Source organism: Caldovatus sediminis (assembly GCF_014644455.1).
GTDB lineage: Bacteria > Pseudomonadota > Alphaproteobacteria > Acetobacterales > Acetobacteraceae > Caldovatus > Caldovatus sediminis.
The window spans coordinates 279,607-301,644 of record NZ_BMKS01000005.1; the positions used below are offsets into that span (position 1 = coordinate 279,607).

General features: G+C 75.3%; 21 protein-coding genes. 12 read left to right on the plus strand and 9 right to left on the minus strand.

From position 1 onward, the window contains the following. Positions 1-385 precede the first annotated feature (385 nt). Positions 386-535: a hypothetical protein gene (locus tag IEX99_RS10735; protein ID WP_188900023.1), complete on the minus strand. Its 150-nt coding sequence runs from the start codon at positions 533-535 to the stop codon at positions 386-388. Positions 536-1,079: 544 nt separating this feature from the next. Beyond that, positions 1,080-2,351: a UbiH/UbiF/VisC/COQ6 family ubiquinone biosynthesis hydroxylase gene (locus IEX99_RS10740; protein ID WP_188900024.1), complete on the minus strand. Its 1,272-nt coding sequence runs from the start codon at positions 2,349-2,351 to the stop codon at positions 1,080-1,082. A 315-nt stretch (positions 2,352-2,666) separates the two neighbouring features. Here IEX99_RS10740 and IEX99_RS10745 point away from each other — a divergent pair, with 315 nt between their 5' ends. The 4 genes from IEX99_RS10745 (at position 2,667) to IEX99_RS10760 (ending at position 6,375) form a co-directional block, all read left to right on the plus strand. Further along, positions 2,667-3,419 carry a TorF family putative porin gene (locus IEX99_RS10745; protein ID WP_188900025.1) on the plus strand — a complete coding sequence of 251 codons (753 nt, stop codon included), beginning with the start codon at positions 2,667-2,669 and terminating at the stop codon, positions 3,417-3,419. A gap of 121 nt (positions 3,420-3,540) precedes the next feature. After that, positions 3,541-3,879 carry a P-II family nitrogen regulator gene (locus IEX99_RS10750; protein WP_188900026.1) on the plus strand — a complete coding sequence of 113 codons (339 nt, stop codon included), beginning with the start codon at positions 3,541-3,543 and terminating at the stop codon, positions 3,877-3,879. Positions 3,880-4,055: 176 nt separating this feature from the next. Next, a complete protein-coding gene (locus tag IEX99_RS10755; RefSeq protein ID WP_308421487.1) occupies positions 4,056-5,357 on the plus strand; it encodes an ammonium transporter in 1,302 nt (433 codons plus the stop codon). Positions 5,358-5,898: 541 nt separating this feature from the next. After that, complete coding sequence (locus IEX99_RS10760) at positions 5,899-6,375, plus strand: hypothetical protein (protein WP_188900028.1); 477 nt, start codon at positions 5,899-5,901, stop codon at positions 6,373-6,375. A 37-nt stretch (positions 6,376-6,412) separates the two neighbouring features. Here IEX99_RS10760 and IEX99_RS10765 read toward each other — a convergent pair whose 3' ends face one another. Continuing rightward, a complete protein-coding gene (locus IEX99_RS10765) occupies positions 6,413-7,477 on the minus strand; it encodes a ketopantoate reductase family protein (RefSeq protein WP_188900029.1) in 1,065 nt (354 codons plus the stop codon). A gap of 301 nt (positions 7,478-7,778) precedes the next feature. Between IEX99_RS10765 and IEX99_RS10770 the strand changes: the two genes are divergently transcribed. The 3 genes from IEX99_RS10770 to IEX99_RS10780 all read left to right on the plus strand — a co-directional run bounded on the left by IEX99_RS10770 (position 7,779) and on the right by IEX99_RS10780 (position 10,014). After that, positions 7,779-8,420, plus strand: a complete 642-nt coding sequence (locus IEX99_RS10770; protein WP_188900030.1) for a DUF1326 domain-containing protein — start codon at positions 7,779-7,781, stop codon at positions 8,418-8,420. 76 nt (positions 8,421-8,496) lie between these two features. Beyond that, positions 8,497-9,285 carry a DUF2182 domain-containing protein gene (locus IEX99_RS10775; protein ID WP_188900031.1) on the plus strand — a complete coding sequence of 263 codons (789 nt, stop codon included), beginning with the start codon at positions 8,497-8,499 and terminating at the stop codon, positions 9,283-9,285. A gap of 231 nt (positions 9,286-9,516) precedes the next feature. Continuing rightward, positions 9,517-10,014: a VIT1/CCC1 transporter family protein gene (locus IEX99_RS10780; RefSeq protein WP_229677939.1), complete on the plus strand. Its 498-nt coding sequence runs from the start codon at positions 9,517-9,519 to the stop codon at positions 10,012-10,014. Between the two features lie 38 nt (positions 10,015-10,052). Here IEX99_RS10780 and IEX99_RS10785 read toward each other — a convergent pair whose 3' ends face one another. The 3 genes from IEX99_RS10785 to aroB are packed head-to-tail and all read right to left on the minus strand — an operon-like array spanning position 10,053 to position 13,945. Beyond that, positions 10,053-11,006, minus strand: a complete 954-nt coding sequence (locus IEX99_RS10785) for a class I SAM-dependent methyltransferase (RefSeq protein WP_188900033.1) — start codon at positions 11,004-11,006, stop codon at positions 10,053-10,055. After that, a complete protein-coding gene (locus IEX99_RS10790; protein WP_188900034.1) occupies positions 10,996-12,180 on the minus strand; it encodes a glycosyltransferase in 1,185 nt (394 codons plus the stop codon). The genes IEX99_RS10785 and IEX99_RS10790 overlap by 11 nt, the downstream gene beginning before the upstream one ends. 46 nt (positions 12,181-12,226) lie before the next feature. After that, positions 12,227-13,945 (minus strand): 3-dehydroquinate synthase, encoded by a 1,719-nt coding sequence (gene aroB / locus IEX99_RS10795; RefSeq protein ID WP_188900186.1) that lies wholly within the window; start codon positions 13,943-13,945, stop codon positions 12,227-12,229. A 77-nt stretch (positions 13,946-14,022) separates the two neighbouring features. Here aroB and IEX99_RS10800 point away from each other — a divergent pair, with 77 nt between their 5' ends. From IEX99_RS10800 to IEX99_RS10820, 5 genes are all read left to right on the plus strand, one after another. Then, positions 14,023-14,169 carry a hypothetical protein gene (locus IEX99_RS10800; RefSeq protein WP_188900035.1) on the plus strand — a complete coding sequence of 49 codons (147 nt, stop codon included), beginning with the start codon at positions 14,023-14,025 and terminating at the stop codon, positions 14,167-14,169. Between the two features lie 23 nt (positions 14,170-14,192). Then, entirely contained in the window at positions 14,193-15,119 is a 927-nt protein-coding gene (locus tag IEX99_RS10805; RefSeq protein ID WP_188900036.1) for a tyrosine recombinase, read from the plus strand. A gap of 76 nt (positions 15,120-15,195) precedes the next feature. Continuing rightward, positions 15,196-16,152, plus strand: a complete 957-nt coding sequence (locus IEX99_RS10810; protein ID WP_188900037.1) for an acetyl-CoA carboxylase carboxyltransferase subunit alpha — start codon at positions 15,196-15,198, stop codon at positions 16,150-16,152. A 16-nt stretch (positions 16,153-16,168) separates the two neighbouring features. After that, positions 16,169-17,686, plus strand: a complete 1,518-nt coding sequence (locus IEX99_RS10815) for an MFS transporter (protein ID WP_188900038.1) — start codon at positions 16,169-16,171, stop codon at positions 17,684-17,686. A gap of 507 nt (positions 17,687-18,193) precedes the next feature. Then, positions 18,194-18,838: a YjbE family putative metal transport protein gene (locus tag IEX99_RS10820; protein ID WP_188900039.1), complete on the plus strand. Its 645-nt coding sequence runs from the start codon at positions 18,194-18,196 to the stop codon at positions 18,836-18,838. A 130-nt stretch (positions 18,839-18,968) separates the two neighbouring features. Here the strand turns inward: IEX99_RS10820 and IEX99_RS10825 are convergent, their stop codons facing one another. Genes IEX99_RS10825 through IEX99_RS10835 form a run of 3 tightly spaced genes read right to left on the minus strand, consistent with a single transcriptional unit; the run spans position 18,969 to position 22,035 of the window. Beyond that, entirely contained in the window at positions 18,969-19,865 is an 897-nt protein-coding gene (locus IEX99_RS10825; RefSeq protein WP_188900040.1) for a polyphosphate kinase 2 family protein, read from the minus strand. Then, the gene (locus IEX99_RS10830) at positions 19,862-21,169 is read right to left on the minus strand and encodes an MFS transporter (protein ID WP_188900041.1); all 1,308 of its coding nucleotides are present in this window, start codon (positions 21,167-21,169) and stop codon (positions 19,862-19,864) included. Before IEX99_RS10830 ends, IEX99_RS10825 begins: the two co-directional genes overlap by 4 nt. After that, complete coding sequence (locus tag IEX99_RS10835) at positions 21,166-22,035, minus strand: endonuclease/exonuclease/phosphatase family protein (RefSeq protein WP_188900042.1); 870 nt, start codon at positions 22,033-22,035, stop codon at positions 21,166-21,168. Before IEX99_RS10835 ends, IEX99_RS10830 begins: the two co-directional genes overlap by 4 nt. Positions 22,036-22,038: the final 3 nt, after the last annotated feature.

The window sequence follows — 22,038 nt, forward strand, 5'->3', positions numbered from 1 at the left end:
GCGACGCCCTCCCGGGCGAGAACCGGTCGCGGACGACCGGAACGGCCGGGAGCGCGGATCGGCGCGACGAACGGCGAGCGAGGGCCACCGCGGCGGGCCTGGCCTGGCGAAGCCGGCCTGTGGGCGGCCGCGGCATCGGCGACCGGCGCCGCTCGCGTCAGCCGAACGGGACGCGGATCACGTCCTCCGCGGCGGCCATCAGTTCGCGCGCGGTGCGGAACAGGGTGAGGATCTCGTAGAGGGCGAAGAATAGCACGCCTGCCGGCAGATCCGGCAGGCGCGCGGCCATGCGCCCGAGCCTGCGGCCCGCCCGCTCGGGGAGCGGCCCGGCGCGCAGCGCCGCGGCCGCCGCCACGCCGATCGCGGCCGTCGGCGAGCAGGTCGCTCAAGTGGGGTAGCCGATGCAGAGGCGCGGGAAGCCGACGGCCGCGATTGCCCACGCCGCGCACAACAGGCCGAGCGGGCGCGACGCCGCCCAGACGACGGCGGCGACGGCGAAGGCCAGCGTCGCGGTGTCGGAGGGCAGGGAACTCACGTCGCGCCGCACCATCAGGTCGCCGAGCGGCGGGAGGCGATGCCCTCCACCCCTCCGAAGCGCGGTCGCGGACGCGGCGGCAGCACCGCCTGCAGGAGCTTGGCGACCCAGGGCGCGAGCAGGATGGCGGCCAGGCTGCGCGCGACGAACGCGGCCCGCTTCTCGGCGCGGCCGGCGCCGGCCGACCGGGGCCGGCCGACCGGGGCCGCGGCCGGACCACCCAGACATGGATCAGCAGGGCGACCGCCAGGCCCATGCGGAGCAGGTCGTTGCCGATGACGAGCCGGATCGCCCAGTCGGAGCCGAGCGAGCCGCCGAAGGTTTCGATCAGGCCCGGGTGACGGCGAGGTCGAGCGCGGTCACCGGCGTTCTCCCGGCTCCACGGGTGAAGGAGGGGACATCAGGGCCGAGGACGCGGCCCCGCCCCAAGACGGCGGCAACAACGCCGGACCGGCGGCACGGCTTCATGCCGCGCCGGCTCCTTCCGGGATCCGTCCGCCCGGCGGTCCGGGCCGGCGCGGGCGCCAGTCAGGCGCGGCGCCGGTCAGGAGAATCGCGGAAGCGGGCCCAGGAGTCCCGCCGCAAGCCCGCTGGCGAGGCCCATGGCGCGGCGGGCGAAGAACCGCTTGAGCGGGCCGATGCGGTCCACCGCGGCGATCCCGAGGTCGCGCGCCAGGCGGAGCGGGCGGATGTCGTTGCCGAACAGCCGTTCCAGCGCATGGGTGGCGCCGAGCATGAGCAGCGAGTCCGGCCGCCGCATCGCCTGGTAGCGGGCGAGCAGCTCTGGCGCGCCGGGGTCGCGCCCGGCATGGACCGCCTCGATCACCAGCTCCGCCAGGGCCGCGACGTCGCGGAAGCCGAGGTTCAGACCCTGGCCGGCGATCGGGTGGATGCCGTGCGCCGCGTCGCCGACCAGGGCGAGGCGGGTGTCCACGTAGCGCGCCGCGTGCAGGGCGGAGAGCGGGTAGGACCAGCGCCGGCCGATCGGCCGCACCGCGCCGAGATGGCCGCCGAGCCGGCGGGCGATCTCGCGCCCGTAGGCCGCGTCGTCCATCGCGAGAAAGCGCTCGGCCAGGGCGCGGCGCTCCGACCAGACGATCGCCGAGGCGTGCGGGAGGGCGGCGCTGCCGAAGGAGCCGGGGCCGCTGAGCGGGAGCTGGGCGAAGGGCCCGCTGGGGAGGAACTGCTCCAGCGCGACGTTGCGGTGCGGCTTCTCGTGCGCGATGGCGCCGACCAGGCCGAGCTGGACGTAGTCGTGGCGGGCGACCGGAATGCGGGCCTGGCGGCGCAGCGGGCTGTCGCGCCCCTCGGCGCCGACGACGAGGCGGGCGGCGAGGCGCGTGCCATCGGCGAGGCGGACGGTGGCCTCGCGCTCGCCGCGCTCGACCGTCGCCTCGGCGGGGGCGAAGACGCGCAGGTTCGGCAGCAGCGGCAGGCGGGCGTTGAGCGCGACGCGGAGCGCGCGGGCCTCGATCATCCAGCCGAAGGCCTCGACGCCGAGTTCCTCGGCGGTGAAGTGGAGGGTGAGGGGCGAGGCGGGCTCGCCCGGGCGGCCGTCGGCGACGCGGATCTCGCGGATCGGGCAGGGCGGCTCGGGCAGGCGGTGCCAGACTGCGGCGGCCTCGAGGACGCGGCGGGAGCCGAGGGCGATGGCGTAGGCCCGGCCGTCGAAGGCGGGCAGCTCCATCGGCGGCAGGGGCTGGCGGTCGATCACCGCGGTCGGGACGCCGGCGGTGGCGAGGGCGGCGGCGAGGGTCGCGCCGACGGGGCCGGCGCCGAGGATGCAGACCTCGACCGGATCGGAATGCTCGCTCATGGCGCGGATAATGCGCCGCGACGTCGGGGTTGTCGCGAACCGGCGCGGCGCGCGGTGGCATCGGGTGCGGCATCGCACGCGGCCGCGGCGCGGGGCGCGAAAGTCTAATCTACAGGCATTTGCCGATTTAACATGCCAATGACCATTTTTGGCGCTTTTTTCGCCACTTGCCGAAGTAGCGGTCATCTACCTGCGGTCGGGTCGCCCACCCGTTGCTGCGATGCGGCAAAGACCGGCGTTTGCGCCGCGCACCGGGTCTGGAACGGCGATTGCTCCCCATCCCTCGCCAACCCGTCGCCGCGAGGAGACAAGACCATGCCCGGCCGCCGCCTCCTGCCCGCAACCCTGGCGTTCGCCGCCCCCTTCCTCGCCGCCGCGCCCGGCGCCGCGCAGATCCGGCTCGACGGCGCCGGCCTGACCCTCAGCGCTACGCCGACCCTGGCCACCGATTACGTCTTCCGCGGCATCAGCCAGACCCGCGGCCGCCCGGCCATCCAGGGCACGGTCGAGCTCGCCCACGACGGCGGTCTCTATCTCGGCGCCTTCGCGAGCAACGTCGCCTTCGCCGGGAACGACGCGCGCCAGGAGGTGGACGTCGTCGGCGGCTACCGCTTCGAGGCGCTCGGGATCGCCTGGGATGTCGGCGGCATCCTCTACACCTATCCCGGCTACAACCGGCAGCCGGGGCAGGAGCGGCTCGAATTCTTCGAGGCGGCGCTGCGCGCGAGCCGCGCGTTCGGCCCGGTGAAGGTGCTCGGCGCCTTCCACTGGTCGCCCGAATTCTCGGCCCGGTCGGGCAACGGCTTCTACCTCGAGGGCGGCCTGGACGTCTCGCTGCCCTTCGAGTTCACCGCCTCCGGCCGGGTCGCCTACCAGTGGATCGAGCGGAACCCGCGGTGGGGGGCGCCGGACTACCTCTGGTATTCGGTCGGCCTGTCGCGGCCGATCCCGGGCGGCTTCACCCTCTCGCTCAACTGGTACGACACGAACCTCTCGCGCGCCGATTGCTTCGGCGGCCAGAAGCTGTGCGCAGGGCGCGTGGTGTTCGGCGTCAGCCGGCCGTTCTGAGCCGGGCGCGCCGGGCGGGCCCCTCGCGTGGCACGGCTCTTGGCACGGCTCTTGGATCGAGTCTTCCGCAGCCCGCGCGCCGCAGGGGCGGCGCGCGGCGGCCGAGGAGGTGTCCGCCGCCATGAAGCTGGTGATGGCGATCATCAAGCCCTTCAAGCTGGACGAGGTGCGCGAGGCGCTCACCCCGCTCGGCGTGCAGGGGCTGACCGTGACCGAGGTGAAGGGATTCGGCCGGCAGAAGGGCCAGACCGAGATCTACCGCGGCGCCGAGTACCAGGTGAGCTTCCTGCCCAAGGTGAAGCTCGAGGTCGCCGTGCCCTCCGACCTGGTGGAGCGCGTGGTCGAGGCGATCGCCGGCGCCGCGCGCACCGGCAAGATCGGCGACGGCAAGGTCTTCGTCCTCGATCTCGAGCGCGCGCTGCGCATCCGCACCGGCGAGACCGACGTCGCGGCGCTGTAGCCCGTCCGACGCCGGGTCCCCTCCCACCACGAACGACGCGAGACAGCATGGATACCCACGACATGAGCACGCTGCCCGCCCGCACCGCGCCGGGCCTGCCCGCGCGCCTCCTCGCGCCGCTGCCGGCGCTCCTCGCCGCGCTGATCCCGGTCGGGCTGCTGCTCGCCGTGGTCGGCATGCTGCCGGGCGCGGCGGTCGCGCAGGCGCCGGCGGCGGCGGATGCCAGGATCGACGCGGGCGACACCGCCTGGATGCTCACCAGCACGGCGCTGGTGCTGATGATGACCGTGCCGGGCATCGCGCTGTTCTACGCGGGCATGGTGCGCAAGAAGAACATCCTCGCCACCATGATGCAGAGCTTCTCCATCTGCGCCCTGGTCTCGGTGCTGTGGATGGTGGCGGGCTACAGCCTCGCCTTCGGCAACGGCAACGCCTGGATCGGCGACCTGTCGCGGCTCCTGCTCGGCGGCCTGGAGGCGGGCTGGGACAAGCCCTTCGTGCTGGGCGCGGGCACCGACGGCGCGGCGGCGATGACCGTGCCGGAGAGCGTGTTCCTGATGTTCCAGATGACCTTCGCGATCATCACCCCGGCGCTGATCACCGGCGCCTTCGCCGACCGCATGAGGTTCTCGGCGATGCTGGTGTTCATGACGCTCTGGTCGCTGCTGGTCTACGCGCCGGTGGCGCACTGGGTGTGGCACCCGAACGGGTGGATCCTCGGCCTCGGCGCGCTCGACTTCGCCGGCGGCACGGTGGTGCACATCAACGCCGGCGTGGCGGGGCTGGTCTGCGCGCTCGTGCTCGGCCGGCGCATGGGCTACGGCCAGGACAACATGGCGCCGCACAACCTGGCGCTCGCGGTGATCGGCGCGGCGCTGCTCTGGGTGGGCTGGTTCGGCTTCAACGCGGGCTCGGCGGTGGCCGCGGGCGGGCGCGCGGGCATGGCGATGCTGGTGACGCAGATCGCGGCCGCCGCGGCGACGCTCGCCTGGGTGTTCGCGGAGTGGCTGCTGCGCGGCAAGCCCTCGGTGCTCGGCGCGATCTCGGGCGCGGTGGCCGGGCTGGTCGCGATCACCCCGGCCTCCGGCTTCGTGCTGCCCGGCGGGGCGCTGGCGATCGGCGCCGCGGCGGGCGTCGCGGGCTTCTGGGGCGCGACGACGCTGAAGCGCTGGCTCGGCTACGACGATAGCCTGGACGTGTTCGGCGTGCACGGCGTCTGCGGCATCGTCGGGGCGCTGCTGACGGGGGTGTTCGCCTACGGGCCGCTGTCGGCGACGGAGGCGGCGCCGGACGGGACGTCGGGCGGCCTCGCGACCTTCCTGGTGCAGCTCTACGCGGTGGCGGCGGTGTTCGCCTTCACCGCGGCCGCGACCTTCGTGCTCCTCAAGCTGACCGACGCCGTGGTCGGGCTGCGCGTCAGCGAGGAGGAGGAGCGCGAGGGCCTGGACGTGTCGCTGCACGGCGAGCGGATCGCCTAGGGCCTGCCGGCTCCTGGCTTGCCCTGGTGGTCGCCAGGGCAGCCGCGGCGGGCGTCACGGCTGCCGCAGGCGGTGCAGCCTGCGGCGGCGTCGTCGGGAGCGATCGGCGCCGGCCGCCCTGGCGGCGCGGTCGGCGCGGCGCAAGGCGGCCGGTGCCGGGGCCGGGGCGCGGCCTCGCCGCCGCCTGGCGCACCGCGAGGCCGCGCCGGGCGATGCGCCTTGCCGCCGGGGATCGGGGACAAGGCGGAGACCCGGGCGGCAGGCGCCATGCCCGCCCTACCCTTCAGATGCTGCTTTGGCAGTGCCTGACGCCGTGATCCTGGCATGCCAGGATCACGGCGCGGCGGCGGCGCCGGGATGGTTCTCATGCCTGCGGTCTCGCCCCTTTTCCGGCCGGGCACGGATCCGACGGGCTGCCGGGCGGCGGGAGGCGCCGCCTCGCGCGCCGGTCGCGGCGCCTGCGCGGGCGGACGGCCACTGTTCGCTTTACGCTTGCGGGATGTTTGCGCGATTATCGCCATGGTGGAACGAGGAGATCGGGATGCGCATCCCGGCTTTCACGATGGCGGCGGCGATGCTGGGCGTGGCCGGGGCGGTGCAGGCGCAACCCGGCCAGGCGGACACCCAGGCGATCATACCGGGCGTCTGCCAGTCGGTCGTGGTGTCCGGCCGCGGCGCCGCCTGCATGCCGAGTCCCCGCGTCCTCTACGTCTCGCTCGCCGGAGGCGGCATCACCTACCACATCGGCCTCGCCGACGGGCGGATCCTCTCCTTCATCGGCGACATCGAGGAGCAGCGCACGCTGAACGAGTACTGGCTCCACCTCGCGCTGGTCCGGGTGGGGACGCATGCGCGCTACCAGTCCGCGGAAGCCGAGGGCACCTGCAGGATCAACCTGACGACGACCGGCACGGTGGTGAACCGCATCCTGTGCGACGCCACCGACGTGGGCGGCAACCGGTTCGTGCTCGACTTCCGCGGCACCGGCGAGCGGGTGGTCTTCTCCCGCTCGCGGTAGGGCGGCGTCCCGGCCGGGCGTGGCGGCGCCGCCCCGCTCAGTTCAGCCGCAGCGCCTTGATGTGGCGCGGATCGGGCGCCAGCTCGCCCCGCTCGACCTTCCTGACGATCTCCGTCAGGGCGGCGTTGGCCGGGGTCGCGACGCCGACCTCCCTCGCCTTCTCCACGACGAAGCCGTTGAGGAACTCGATCTCGGTCCGCCGCCCCTTCACCATGTCCTGGCCCATCGAGGGCCGGTGGGCGCCGCCGCCCGGCCTGCGCGCCTCGGCCAGGCGGTGCTCGTCGTAGGCGCGCCTCGCCTCCGGGTCGCCCTCGCCGGCGCGGGCGATGATCTCGGGGTCGAGGTGGTGGATCTCCTCCAGCGCGTAGCCCAGCGCCTGGCCGGTGCGGATCGCCTCCGACCCCAGCCGCGCGGTGAAGTGGCGCAGCGCGTCGTCGAGCAGGATGTCGCGGCTGATCAGCCCGGTGCAGGCGGACAGGCCGTTGGCCATGGCGTTGGTCACCAGCTTCGACCAGCGCTCGCCCCACAGGTTCTCCGTCACCCTGGCGGAGTCCGAGAGGCCGACGAGCCGCGCCACCTCGCGCGCGCGGTCGGTGACGCGGCCGTGCACCTCGCCGACGCGGAACACGGTGTGCGCCGCGCCCCCCTTGCCCGCCGCGCGCCGCACGTGGCCGGGCCCGACCAGCTCGACCGTGATCGAGCTCGCGATCGCGCCGAGCGTCCGGCCCCAGCCGACGATGCCGGCGATGGTCTCCTCGTTGATGCAGTTCTGCAGCGAGACGACGAAGCCGCCGGGCGAGAGGTACTGCTTCATCATCATGGTCGCCCAGGCGGTGTCGTAGCTCTTCATGCACAGGAAGAGGATGTCCACCGGCGCCTGCTTCGCGAGGCCCTGCACCTCGGTCAGGTGCAGCGCCCGCACCGGGACGGTGAACTCCGGCACGTCGCGCAGGTGTGTGATGCGCAGGCCCCCGGCGCGCATCGCCTCAACGTGCTCGGGCCAGGCGTCGATGAAGGTCACGTCCTCGCCGGCCTGGACCATGTGCGCGCCGGCGTAGCCGCCGACCGCGCCGGCGCCGAAGATTGCGATGCGGGGCTTCATGCGACGTCTCCTGCGCGGCTTGCGGACGGGCCGCCCGGCCGGCCCTTCGCGTGCCCGGCCGGCGCCCTCGCCCCGAAGCTTTCCACGCCGGCGGCCGGACCGCAAACGGGCCTGCCCTCTCCGCCGCGCACGGATTCCGGCATTTTTTCGATGGGGCGGACCGGCCCCATGGCGTAGACTGCCCGCTGGCCGGCGCGGCGGGTCCGCCACGCCAGGCCACCAGGGCGCCGATGCGCCTCGATCCGCACGGTGCCCCACAGCAGTTGCGCGCGACGCGACGATCCAAGGGAGGCTACCGGCCATGCAGCAGCAAGCGCGTACCGACTGGCGTCTTCAGGGTGAGTGGGTCAAGAACTGCAGCTGCGCTTTCGGCTGCCCCTGCGACTTCAACGCCCGCCCGACCAACGGCTGGTGCAAGGGCATGCTCGGCATGCGCATCGAGCGCGGCCATTTCGGGCAGACGCGGCTCGACGGCCTCAGCTTCTTCGTCACGGTGGACTTCCCGGGGCCGCTGCACGAGGGCAACGGCACGGCGCAACCGATCGTGGACGAGCGGGCGACGCCCGAGCAACGCGACGCGCTGTTCCAGATCATGTCCGGCAAGCACTCGGACGAGGGCACGCTGTTCCACATCTTCGGCCTGATCTGCCCGAAGATCCTCGATCCGATCTTCGCGCCGATCGACGTGGAGTTCGACATGGACGCGCGCACCGCCCGCGTCGCGATCCCGGGCGTGCTCGTCACCGAGACGCAGCCGATCCGCAACCCAGTGACCGGCGCCCCGCACCGCATCCAGGTCGTGATGCCGGACGGCTTCGAGCACATCAAGGCGGAGGTCGCGAGCTCGCGCATCGAGAGCACGGGCGGCATCCCCTTCTCGGTGGCGGAGGGGCACAGTTCGCTCGCCATCGTGGAGCAGACGCCGGCGGGCGTCGCCGCCTGACGCGGCGCCGGGACGGGCGCGCAGGGACGCCGCGCCCCTCCGCCCCGCGGAGACCGCGCCTTTCCGGAGGGATGCCATGAGCGAGGCCGCCGGAACGCTCGACTGGGTGCTGCGCCGCGACCGCCGCGTGGCCATCGCGGCGCTCGCGGCCGTGGTCGTCCTGGCCTGGGCCTACCTGTTGCTCGGGGCGGGCATGGACATGGACGCGGCGATGGCCGGCGCGGCCATGGCAATGCCCATGCCCTGGTCGGCCGGCCAGGCCGTGCTGATGGCGCTGATGTGGGTGCTGATGATGGTCGCGATGATGCTGCCGAGCGCGGCGCCCGTGGTCCTCCTGCACGCCACGGTCTCGCGCCGCAGCGATCCCGCGCGCGGCGGCGGCCGCATCCTTCCCTTCGCGCTCGGCTACGTCGCGGTCTGGGGCGCCTTCGCCCTCGTCGCCACCGCGGCGCAGTGGGGGCTCGAGCGCGCGGCGCTGCTGACGCCGGGCATGGCCCTCGGCAGCGCCGTGGCGGCGAGCGTCGTGTTCATCGGCGCCGGGATCTATCAGCTCACGCCGCTCAAGCACGCCTGCCTCGAGCACTGCCGCTCGCCGGTGGAGTACCTCGCCGCCCACTGGCGCCCCGGGGCGCGCGGCGCCTTCGTGATGGGCGCCCATCACGGCGCCTATTGCCTCGGCTGCTGCTGGGCGCTGATGGCGCTGCTGTTCGTCGGCGGCGTGATGAACCTCGCCTGGATCGCGGGGATCGCGCTGCTCGTCCTGGTCGAGAAGCTGCTGCCGGGCGGGCACGCGGTCGGGCGGGTGCTCGGCCTCGGCCTGATCGCCTGGGGCATCGCCGGGCTGGTCGGGCTGGCCATCGCCTGACACTCGTCGCGCGCGGGGCGCGGGCGAGGACCGGGAATCCTCCAGCCATGCATCGGAGCCGCCTCCCGGACGGTCCGTTGCGCCTTCCTGTCCGCCCGGCCACGTTCGGACGGCGGGGCGACCGACGCCCCCGGCGGGCGTTGCGCAGCGGATTCGAGAGGCCGTGTCATGTCCAGCTCTGGGAATACCCCGTCCGCCCCCCGCGCGCCCCGGGGCCGGATCAACGCGACCATGGGCAAGTACCTGCCCGACTTCATCCTCGGGGCGAACGACGGGATCATCACGACGCTCGCGGTCATCTCGGGCGTCGTCGGGGCCTCGCTGTCGCCGCGGATCATCGTCATCCTGGGCTTCGCCAACCTCCTCGCCGACGGCTTCTCGATGGGCGCGAGCAACATCCTGTCGCGCCGATCCGAGACTGAGAACGAGCTGCCGACCATCAAGGCCGCCGGGCATCACGGCACCGCCACCTTCATCGGGTTCGTCGCGATCGGCGTCATCCCGCTGCTCGCCTACCTCCTGCCCTGGTTCGCGGGGGCGCGGTTCGAGGCGGCGGCGGGGCTCGCGCTGGCGACCCTGTTCGCGGTCGGCGCGGGCCGCGCCTTCTTCACGGACCGCGGCTGGCTGGTGTCGGGGATGGAGATGCTGCTGATCGGTACCGTCGCCGCCGTCCTCGCCTACGGCATCGGCGCGCTCGGCGCGGCGATCGTCGGCGAGGCGTATCCCTGAGCGCCCGCCCGCGCGCGGACGCGCGCGGCGGCCCCGCATCACCGCCGCGGCGGCTTGCGCGCCACCAGCATCACGTCCATCGGCCCGGCGCCGCGCGGCAGCGGGCGGACCGCATTGGCGAGCCGGGCGAGCAGATAGGCGCCGGCGAGGCTCAGGTGCCAGCGCCAGCGCGGCCGGAAATACGGTCCCTCGTCCGGCACCCGGACCGGCGAGAGCCGAGCCATCCAGTGGATCGGGCCCTGGTGGGGCGTCGGCGGCAGGCGCTCCACCGCGACGGGTTCGAGGGCAAGGACGCGCGCCAGCGCGGCGAAGGCGCGCTCGTTCCACCAGGTCAGGTGGTGCGGCGGCGCGTTCAGCGCGAAGTTCGGCACCCGCGTGATCGCCGAGGGCCAGAGCGGCGCGACCAGGATCAGCAGCCCGCCGGGCTTCAGGCAGCGCAGCATCGCCTCCGCCAGGGCGCGTGGCTCGGCGACGTGCTCGATCACCTGGAAGGCGCAGGCGACATCGTAGGCCCCGGGGTGGCGCGCGGCATGGTCCTCGACGGTCTCGGCGCGGATGCCCTCGGCGCCCAGGTATTCGCCGGCATGCGGGTCGAGGCCGACGTAGCGCGCGCCCGCAGGCAGGTGCCGGGCGAAGGCGGCGCTGCCCGCGCCCACCTCCAGCACCGCGTCGCCGGGCCGGACGTGTGCGGCGGCGGCGCGGTACTCGACGCGCTCGGCGGCGCTGCGGCCGATCCGCGCGTGCACCTGCCAGTAGCGGTAGAAGCCGCCATAGAAGGCGGCATCACCCTCGACGCGCGGGTGGAAGAACATCAGGCCGCAGGGCGAGCGGTAGAGGCCGGTGCGCGGCCCGTCGCGCCGCAGCGGCGTCGGCGCGACGCCGTGCGAGAAGCGCCAGAGGTCGTGCAGCAGCCGCGCCGAGACCGTCTGCACGCGGGCCTCGGCCGGCTCCCCCGTGATCGGGCAGGCGGGCGGCGGCGGGTCAGCCGGCATGGGCGAAGCGCCGCGCGACGCGCACCGAATCGGGGCCCTCGACCTCGTACTCGACATGGCGCCAGCGGATGCGCCGGGTGCGGAGGCTCGCCCAGAACAGGGCGCAGAGGAAGCCCTCGGCGAGCGGCGGCAGCAGCGCGATCAGCAGTTGCGCCGCGCTCCCGCCCGGCGGGTCCGCGACGCCGATCCGCCGCCCGACCCGCGCCATCACCCCCCAGCGCAGCGCGCCGCAGGCCGAGATCGCCGCGAGCAGCGCCAGCGCCGGCGGCGATCCGGCCGCCGCCAGCGCCGCCAGCCAGAGCCAGGAGGCGAGCGCCGCGTGCACCGAGGCCGCCGTCCCCCACCACCAGGCCGGGCGGTAGAGGTGGATGAGCTGCAACTGCCGCCGCATGAAGGCGAACACGGCGCGCGCCGCGCCCTCGGTCGGCGTCGGCAGCAGCAGGGCGCGCCGGGTCAGCACGCGCAGCCCCAGCGCCGCCGCCCGGGCGCCGATCGAGAGGTCGTCCGACAGCGCCCGGTCGAGCAGCCGCGGCAGGTCGAGCGCGGGCAGCGCGGCCGGCGCGATCGCCAGCGACCCGCCCCAGACGACGCGCAGCCGCCGGAGCTTGGGCATCAGCGCGATCGTCCGGTCGAACCAGGCGACGAGCTGCGGCACCGGCCCCGCCCGGTCGAGCAGGGGCCAGCGATAGCCGGTGACCAGCGCCGCCTCGCCGGCGAGGACGGGGGTGGCGAGGGCCGAGAGCCACCAGGGCTGCGGCCTTATGTCGGCGTCGAGCAGGACGAGGCACGCATCCCGCGCGTCCACCCGCGCCAGCGCGGCGATCAGGTTGGTGTTCTTCTGCGCCCGCCGGTCGCAGCGGCCGGCGAGCACGACCTCGACCGGGAAGGGCAGCGTCGGCGCCAGGGCGCGCGCGCGGGCGGCGGCCGGATCCTCCTCCGACTCGACGGCGACGAGCAGCCGGCGGGGCGCGAGCGTCTGCGCCGCCAGCGCGGCGAACAGCGCCTCGAGCCCCGGCGCGGCGCCGGTGAGCGGCAGGACGAGCGTGACGGGGCCGGACCCGTGCCGCGCGGGCAGGCGCAGGCGGCGGAGGTGCAGCACCGCCTGCGCCGCCCAGAGCAGCGCGTGCAGCAGCGCGACGGCGCCGGCGAGCAGCGCTGCGGGCCAGGCGGACATGCGCGCCGCTACCTGCCGGGCGGGGCGGGGCGCGGGGCGGCGGCGCTCAAGCGGCGCAGCCCTCCTCGCGCAGCAGCGCCTCCACCGCCTCGCGCGGCACGTCGGAGGCGGTGAAGGCGTCGCCGGGGCCGCGCAGCAGGACGAAGCGCAGCCGGCCCTCGCGCGCCTTCTTGTCCTTCGCCATGCGTGCGAGCAGCGCCGCGGCGGAGAAGCGGCGCGGCAGGTCGGCGAGGCGCGCCGGCAGGCCGCAGGCGCGGAGGTGCCCGATCACCCGCCCCGGCAGCGCCTGCGCGCAGTGGCCGAGCCGCGCCGACAGCGCCGCGGCGAGGCCGAGCCCGACGGCCACCGCCTCGCCGTGCAGCAGCGTGCCGTCGTAGCCGCACTCCGCCTCCAGCGCGTGGCCGAAGGTGTGGCCGAGGTTGAGCAGGGCGCGGCCGCCCTCGGCGCTCTCCTCGCGCTCGTCCTCGGCGACGACCGCCGCCTTCAGGCGGCAGGACTCGAGCACCGCGTGGGCCTGCGCGGCGCGGTCGCCCGCGATCACCGCCGCGCCGTGCGCCTCGCACCACGCCCAGAGCGGGCCCTGCAGCAGCCCGTGCTTCGCCACCTCGGCGTAGCCCGCGCGCAGCTCGCGCGGCGGCAGGGTGGCGAGGGTGCCGATGTCGGCCAGCACGATCCGCGGCTGGTGGAAGGCGCCGACCAGGTTCTTGCCCGCGGCGAGGTTCACCCCGGTCTTGCCGCCGACGCTCGAATCCACCTGGGCGAGCAGCGTCGTCGGCACCTGCACGAAGGGCAGGCCGCGCATCGTCACCGCCGCGGCGAAGCCGGCGAGGTCGCCGACCACCCCGCCGCCGAGCGCGACCACCGCCGTGCGCCGGTCCACGCCGGCGGCGAGCAGCCGCTCCAGCACCGCGTGCAGGCGGAAGAAGTCCTTGCTCGCCTCGCCGGGCGGGACCGCGATCTCCGCGGCGACGGCGAAGCCCGCCTCCGCGAGCCCCTCGCGCAGCGCCGGCAGGTGCAGCGCGGCCACCGCCTCGTCGGTGACGATTGCGACGCGGCGCGCCGGCAGCACGGGCGCGATCCGGCCGCCGGCATGGGCGAGCAGGCCCTCGCCGACGAGGATGTCGTAGCCGCGCTCGCCCAGGCCGACGCGCAGGCGCTGCGGCGGGCGGTGCGCCTCCAGCGCCTCGGCGACGCGGCGGGTGGTGGTCTCGGGGCTCTCGTCGGTGCAGTTCACCACGATGTCGGCCTCGGCGTAGAAGGGGTGGCGGCGCGCCATCAGCTCGGCGAGCACCTCGGCGGGGTCGCGGCCGACGAACATGGGCCGGTGCTCGCGGCCGGCGACGCGCCGGACGAGGGTGGGCAGGCGGCACTTCAGCCAGACCGAGACGGCGCCGGAGGCGCGCACCGCCTGGCGGGTGCGCGGATCGTCGAAGGCGCCGCCGCCGGTGGCGAGCACGAGGGGCGGGCCGGCGAGCAGCCGGGCGATCACCCGCCGCTCGCCGTCGCGGAAATGCGGCTCGCCGTAGCGGGCGAAGATCTCGGCGATGCTCTGGCCGGCGGCGGCCTCGATCTCGGAATCGGCGTCCCGGAAGGGCAGGCCCAGCCGGGCCGCGAGTCGCCGGCCGATCGCCGACTTGCCGGCGCCGGGCAGGCCGACGAGCACGACGCTCCGCGGCGGCGCCTGCGCCGCCGGGGGATGCGCCCGGGGGGCGGCGGGGGATGGTAGGATCGCCGGCGACTCGGTTCCTGCCGGGTCGGCAACGATGTCCGGGGCGGTGTTGCTCTGCACGATCGCGGAAGCTAGCACACCCCCTGCCGCGCGCGAGGGAGGCCTGCCGCCCAATGTTCCGCCGCCCCATGCTGTTGCTCGCCGCGATCGTCGGGGGGGTGCTGGCGATCGGGCTGCTGGCGATCGGCGCCTTTCCCCCCTCGGTGACGCCGCAGCCGGTCGAGCGGACCCTGCCGAACGAGCGGTTCCAGACGCGCTGAGCGCCGCGCCGAGGCCGCGCGCGATGGCGGAGCCGCTGCCCCCCGGCCGGCACGTCGAGGCCTTCCTCGAGATGCTCGCCGCCGAGCGCGGCGCGGCGCGCAACACGCTGGCGGCCTACCTGGCCGACCTCACCGACTTCGCCGGCTTCGCCGCGGCGCGCGGGGTCGCGGTGCACGCGGCCGACGCCGCGACGCTGCGCGCCTACCTGGCGCGCCTCACCGATGCCGGGCTTTCCGCCCGCACCGCCGCGCGGCGGCTCTCGGCGCTGCGGCAGTTCCACCGCTTCCTGGTGCGCGAGGGCGTGCGCGAGGACGACCCGACCGAGCTGCTGGAGGGCCCGAAGGCGCCCCGCAGCCTGCCCCGGGCGCTGACCGAGGCGGAGGTCGAGGCGCTGATCGAGGGCGCGGCCCGGCTGCCCGGCCGCCGCGGGCCGCTCGCGGTGGCGGTGATCGAGCTGCTCTACTGCTCCGGCCTGCGCGCGAGCGAGCTGATCGCGCTGCCGGCGGGCGCGCTGCGCCCGGACGCCGACCTGATCGCCGTGCGCGGCAAGGGCGGCCGGGAGCGGCTGGTGCCGATCTCCCGCCGCGCCCGCGAGGCGGCGCTGGCGGCGCGGCCGCAGCCGGGCCCGAAGGCGAAGCCGGGCGGCCGCTGGCTGTTCCCCTCGCGCGCCGCGAGCGGGCACCTGACGCGCCAGGGCCTGGGCCTGCTGCTCAAGGACGCGGCGCTGGCGGCGGGGCTCGATCCGGCGCGGGTGAGCCCGCACGTGCTGCGGCACTCCTTCGCCAGCCACCTGCTCGGCCGCGGCGCCGACCTGCGCAGCCTGCAGGTGCTGCTCGGCCATGCCGACATCGCCACGACGCAGATCTACACCAGGGTGCTGGAGGAGCGGCTGCGCCGCCTGGTGGCGGAGCACCACCCGCTGGGGCGGGAGGGGATGGCGGCCGGCTGAGCGGCGGCGGCCGGCCCGCCTGCCTTCCCCCGCCCCCCGCTTTCCGCTAGTCCCCGGCCCCGCCAAGGGGACCCGGATGCGTCATTTCCTGGACTTCGAGAAGCCGATCGCCGAGCTCGAGGGCAAGATCGAGGAGCTGCGCCGCACCACCGACGCGGGCGGCATAGACGTCGCCGAGGAGGTCGGCCGCCTGCGCGAGAAGGCGCAGGCGCTGCTCAGGTCCACCTACGCGAAGCTCACGCCGTGGCAGAAGACGCTGGTCGCCCGCCACCCGGACCGGCCGCACGCCTCCGCCTACATCGCCGCGCTGGTCGAGGAGTTCACGCCGCTCGCCGGCGACCGCGCCTTCGCCGACGACGCCGCGGTGATCGGCGGCATGGGCCGCTTCCGCGGCCGCGCCGTCATGGTCCTCGGCACCGAGAAGGGCAACGACACCGAGAGCCGGGTGAGGCACAATTTCGGGATGAGCCGGCCGGAGGGCTACCGCAAGGCGCGCCGACTGATCGAGCTCGCCGGCCGCTTCGGCCTGCCGATCCTCTCCTTCGTCGACACCGCCGGCGCCTTCCCCGGCATCGAGGCCGAGGCGCGCGGCCAGGCCGAGGCCATCGCCCGCTCCATCGAGGCCTGCCTGGAGGCGCCGGTGCCCTTCGTCGCCACCATCATCGGCGAGGGCGGCTCGGGCGGCGCCATCGCGCTCGCCGCCGCCGACCGCATCCTGATGCTGGAGCATGCGGTCTATTCGGTGATCTCGCCGGAGGGCTGCGCCTCGATCCTCTGGCGCGACGCGGCGCACGCGGCCCAGGCGGCGGAGGCGCTGAAGCTCACCGCCGAGGACCTGCGCCGGCTGAACCTGGTGGACGCGGTGGTGCCGGAGCCGCTCGGCGGCGCGCACCGCGACCCGGCCACGACCATCGCCGCGGTCGGGCGGCAGATCGCGGAGCTGCTCGCGCCGCTGCTGGCGCTGGACGGCGCGACGCTGCGCGCGCGGCGGCGCGAGAAGTTCCTGGAGATGGGCCGCAGCGGGGTGGTCTGAAGGCGCCCCGCCCGCCGTGTCCGGCACCGCCCCCCTCAGCCCCGCCGAGCTGCGCCGGCGCTTCCTCCGCCACTTTCCTGCCGCCGGCACGGCGATCTTCCTCGCCGCGCTCGACCAGACCATCGTCGCCACGGCGCTGCCCGCGATCGCCGCCGAGCTCGGCGAGGTGGAGCGGCTCTCCTGGGTGGTGGTGGGCTACCTGCTCGCCACCACCCTCGCCGCGCCGGTCTACGGCAAGCTCGGCGACGCCTTCGGGCGGCGGCGGATGATGCTGGTCGCGCTCGGCGTCACCGCGGCGGGGTCGGTGCTCTGCGCGCTGGCGCCGGGCCTGACGCTGCTCGCCGTGGCGCGGCTGGTGCAGGGGTTCGGCGGCGGGGGGCTGATCGCGCTCGCCCAGGCGCTGATCGGCGAGGCGATCCCGCCGCGCGAGCGCATCCGCTTCCAGGCCTGGTTCGGCAGCACCTACGTCGTCGCCAACGCGCTCGGGCCGCTGGTCGGCGGCATGCTGACGCAGCACTTCGGCTGGCGCGCGGTGTTCCTGGTGAACCTGCCGGTGGCCGCGGTCGCGGCGGGGCTGACGCTGCGCCTGCGGCCGCCGCCGGAGGCGGCCGCCGACGACGCGGCGCGGGAGGCGGCGCCGCGCCGGGCCTTCCGCGCCGACTGGGCGGGGCTCGCGCTGTTCGTCGCCTTCGTCGTGCCGACCATGCTGGCGCTCGAGCGGGCGCAGAAGCTCTCGGCGGAGGCGCTGCCCTTCGGCCTCGCCTGCGCGGCGGTGGCGGCGGCGGCGCTGGCGCTGCTGGTCCGCCAGGAGCGGCGCGCGGCCGATCCGCTGCTGCCGCTGAACCTGCTCGCCATCCCGGCGATCTGGCGCGGCGACGCGATCGCCGCCTCTGTCGGCGCGGCGCTGGTCGGGCTGATCACCTTCGTGCCGGTCTATCTGGAGGTGGTGCGCGGCATCGGCCCGGCGCAGATCGGCCTCGCCATGCTGCCGCTCGCCGCGGGCGGCAGCGTCGGGGCGCTGGCGATCGGGCGGCTGGTGGCGTGGAGCGGGCGGACGATGGTGTTCCCGGCGATCGGCATGGGCGTGGCGGCGGCGCTGCTCGCGGTGGTGGCGTTCGCGGTCGGCTCCATCCCGACGGGCGCGCTGCCCTGGGTGCTGGGCGTGGCGGCCTTCGGCCTCGGCACCTCCTTCCCGGTGGTGCAGACGACGGTGCAGGTGGCGGCGGGACGGGAGCGGCTGGGGCAGGCGGCGGCCTCGCTGCAATTCGCCCGCGCGCTCGGTTCGGCGGCGGGCACGGCGCTGATGGGGGTGGCGCTGTTCGCGACGCTCGCGGCGACCGATCCGGGAGCGGCGGCGCTGTTCGCGCGCCGCGTCGGCGGCGGCGCGGCGGCGCTGGCGACGATGACGGAGGCCGAGCGCGCGGCGCTCGCCGGGGCGTTGGCGGGCGGCTTCCGCGCGGCCTTCCTGGTGGCGGCGCTGGTGGCGGCGGCGGGGGCATGGCTGGCGGCGCGGGCACCGGACCGGCGGCTGTGAGGGCGGGCCGGGATCACGGCCGCCGTGCCCGAACGCCGGTCGCCACGAGGCGTCGCCGACTTCGGCGCGTGCCCAGGATTCCGGGGAGGGCGCCGGCAGCGCCTCGCGGAAGCCCGTCCCCGCCGCCCCTCCCTTGCGCCTTCCCCGCCTGCGGCACAGGATGCCCGCGCCGGGTACGATGATACGGGAACATCCGCATGCGCCATGCACTGCGCCAGGCGTCGCCCGGCTTCCTCGACCGGCTCCCGGGCGGCGCAACCGTCACTGCTCAGCGGCCGGCGCCCGCCGCAGGGGGCCGCGGCGCCGGATGAGGCTCGCGACCGCCTCCTTCGCGGCCTTGGCGGCGGGCTTCCGCCCGTGATGGGGGCGGAGGCCCCGAACCGGCCACCATCCGGCGCCGGCGACGGGTAGCCGGTCGCCCTGGCGCGCCCGCGCCTCGGCGCTCGACCTGCCTCCGGCCGGCCCGGCGGTCGGGCGCGCGGCCAATCCTTCTGCGGAGAGTCTTCAATGGATGGCGTCCTGGCGGCCCTGCCGCGATTCACGGAGATCCTCTGGCTGAACGTCGTGCTGTCGGGCGACAACGCGGTGGTGATCGGCCTCGCCGCCGCCGGCCTGCCCCGGCAGCACCGCGCCAAGGCGGTGATGTTCGGCATCCTGGCCGCGGCGCTCCTGCGCATCGGCTTCTCGGTCTTCGCGACCTTCCTTCTGGCGCTGTGGTGGGTCGCCTTCCTCGGCGGCGCGGCGCTGCTCTACATCGCCTGGGGCTTCTTCCGGGAGATGCGCGGCAGGGGGGCCGGCGAGGAAGAGCGGGAGGAGACCCGGCACGAGGCGGGCGACAAGACCCTCGTGCAGGCGCTGTGGCAGATCGTCCTCGCGGACGTGTCGATGAGCCTCGACAACGTGCTGGCGGTGGCGGCGGTGGCACGCGACGACCTGCTGTTGCTGATCTCCGGCCTCGCGCTCTCCGTCGTGCTGATGGGGATGCTCGGCGGCATGCTGGCGCGGATGCTCGACCGCTACCGCCTCATCGCCTATGTCGGCATCGCGCTGATCGCCTATGTCGGCATCGAGCTGATCTGGGACGGCGTCGCCGCCGCGAACGGGGCGCTGCACCTCGGCCTGCCCATCGCGCCGCCGGCGCACCACCACTAGCCCGCGTCGGCCGGGCTCGCGTCATGCCGGCCGGGGGCCGGGGCTTGCCGCGGCGGCGATCCGCGCCCCGGCGAGCGCGCCTTGGGCGCACGGCCGGGCGATCGCGGGCGGGGTTCGGGGCCGGCGCCGGTCATTGGCCCGGCTCCTCCTCGAGCTCCCGCCTCGCCCGCTCCAGCGCCGCCCGCTGCGCCTCGCCCATCCGCGGATAGTGCAGGTCCAGCGCCTCCATCGCCTGCGCCAGCGCGCCCGCCACGATCAGGTGCGTGAACCACTTGCGGTCGGCCGGCACCACGAACCACGGCGCGTGCGGCGCGGCGGTGGCGCGGATCGCCGCCTCGTAGGCCGCCTGGTAGGCGTCCCAGTGGCGCCGCTCCGCCACGTCGCGCGCCTCGAACTTCCAGTTCTTCTCCGGCTCCTCGATGCGCCGGAGGAAGCGCCGGCGCTGCTCCTCCTTCGAGAGATGGAGGAAGAACTTCAGCACCACCACGCCCTGGCGCGCGAGATACCGCTCGAAGGCGGCGATGTCCTCGAGCCGCTCCTGCCAGATCCGCTCCGTGACCAGTCGCGGCGGCAGCCTCTGGCGCTCCAGCAGCTCCGGGTGCACGCGCACCACCAGCACCTCCTCGTACCAGGAGCGGTTGTGGATGCCGATCCGCCCGCGCGCCGGCAGCGCCGCGGCGTGGCGCCAGAGGAAGTCGTGGTCGAGCTCGACCGGCCCCGGGGCCTTGAAGCTCGTCACCTGGCAGCCCTGCGGGTTGACGCCGGAGAAGACGTGCTTGATCGCGCTGTCCTTCCCCGCCGCGTCCATCGCCTGGAACAGGCAGAGCACCGCCCAGCGGTCCTGCGCGTAGAGCATGTCCTGGTCGCGGGCCAGCCGCTCGATGCCCTCGCGCAGCAGCGCCGCGGCCTCGGACTTCCCGAGGTCGAGCCCGCCGGTGTCGGCGGGATCGCGGGCGGCGAGGGAGAAGCCCGCGCCGTCCTCGACCCGGTAGCGCGCCACGAGCCGGCGCATGTCCCTGGCGTTCATCCCGTCCCGCTCCCTGCCCCGTCCGCCGGCCCCGGGCGCGGCGCGACCGCCAGCCATAGCGCGGAGGCGGCCTGCAGGGCTGCCGTCATCAGCAGCGCCCAGGCGTAGCCGGCCGGGTCCCAGCCGCCCGCGGCGGTGCGCGGCCAGAGGTCGAGGATCGCGCCGATCGCCCACTGCAGGGCGAAGACCAGCACCAGCATGGTGGCGTTGATCGCGGTCGCCACCCGGCCGGAGAGATCGGGCGGGAAGTGGTGCCCCACCGCGGCGAAGGAGGCGGGGCCGGTCGCGCTCACATAGGCGAAGGCGGTCCAGAGCAGGGTCAGCAGCAGCGGATCGGCCGGCGGGGCGAGCGCCAGCACGAGCTGCACCGCGATCATGGCGGCGAGGCCGGCATAGGGGACGAGCATCGGGTCGGCCCCGCGCCGCTGCAGCGCCGAGGCGAGGCGGCTGTTCAGCAGGCTGCCCGCCATCAGCCCGAGCGCGAAGCAGAACAGCACGCCCGCCCGCGCCTGGTCGTCGAGGCCGCCCACGTCGCGCAGCCAGGGCCCGGCCCAGAGGCCCTGGTAGGTGAAGGTGAGGCCGGTCATCAGCACCACCGCCGGCACCAGCCGCACGAAGGCGCGATGGGTGAAGATGCGGCCGAACTCCGCGACCTCGACGCCGAGCCTGCGCCGCCGCTGCCGGCGCGGCGGGGCGCCGGGCGGCGCCTCCGGCACCACCAGCCGGATCCACACCGCCACGGCGATCCCCGCCGCGGCGAGCAGCGCGAACAGCCCGCGCCAGCCGACATGGGGCAGCAGCCACTGCGCCGGCAGGGTGGCGAGCATGCCGCCGGCGGCGCCGATGAAGACGCCGGTGCCGGTCACGGCGGCGATGCGGTGGCGCGGATACCACTCGGTCGCGGTCTTGATCATCGCCATGAATCCGGCGGCGACGCCGATGCCGGTGACGAACCGCCCGGCGGCGAGCAGCCACGCCGCCTCCGCCACGGCGGAGAGGGCGAAGCCCGCCCCCGCGACCAGCGCGAGCACGGTCTGCACCCGCCGCGAGCCGTAGAGGTCGAGCGCCAGCCCCACGGGAAGCTGCGTCAGCGCGTAGGAGGCGAAGAAGGCCGCCGCCAGCATGCCGAGCTCGGTCGCGGAGAGGCCGAACTCCAGGGCGAGCAGCGGCCCGATCACCGCCACCAGCGCCCGGCTCGCCTGATTCAGTAGGTTGAGCGCCGCGAGCGGCAGGATGGTCCCGGCGAAGGGGGGCTCCGGCGGCGCGGCCAGGGGCGCGCGGGCGGGATCGCGCGGCGCGGTCATGGGATGCGCAGCCGGACGCTGATCGGACAGTGGTCGGAGAGGCGGTCGCGGTAGCGGCGGTCGCGCTCCTCGTAGACCAGCACGCGCAGGCTGTCCGGCACCACCCAACCGCGCGCCGCGCCGCCGGCGAGGATGTGGCTGACGAAGTGTCCCCTGCCCCAGCACGGATCGGCGAGGCCCTGGGTGGGGCGCAGCAGCGGCGCCGCCTGCTCCAGCGCGCGCATCAGGCCGTCGTCGTTGTCCGCCGGGATGCGGCGGTTGAAGTCGCCGAGGACCACGAAGGGCACGCCCTCGCGCTGCCGCTGCGCGACCCATCCCGCGAGCACCGGCACCTGACGCGCAAGGGTGCCGCATTGCGGCCGCCCCGACGTCTCGAGCGGATCGAAGTGGCAGCCCGCGGCGAGGTGGACCGAGAGCAGCCGCAGCCGCGATCCCCCCGGCACCTCCAGGGTGATGTCGGCGCCGCGGCGCAGCGAGAAGCGGGCCCTGGGGTACAGGTCGAGCCCCACCAGGTCGGGATTGCGGGTGACCTTCAGGCCGCGGCGCCAGGCGAAGCCGGGGCGCTGGACGTCGGTCTCGTCGGTCAGGTGGATCTCGTAGCGGCGGTTGTCGAACACCCGCGCCGCGGCGAGCGGCCCGTCCACCTCCTGCAGCGCCACGATGTCGGCGGCGAGGCGCTCCGCGTAATGGCGCAGCCGGGCGAGGTCCTGCGGGGTCTTGCCGGCGACGCCGCGCGGCAGGGCGGGATGGCCGGCCGGCTTGGTGGTGAGCCAGGCGATGTTCCAGGTGGCGATCTTCAGCTCGGTCTGCGCGCGCGGCGCGGCGGGCGCGACGAGGAGAAGGACCAGGACGAGGAGAAGGCGCATCGG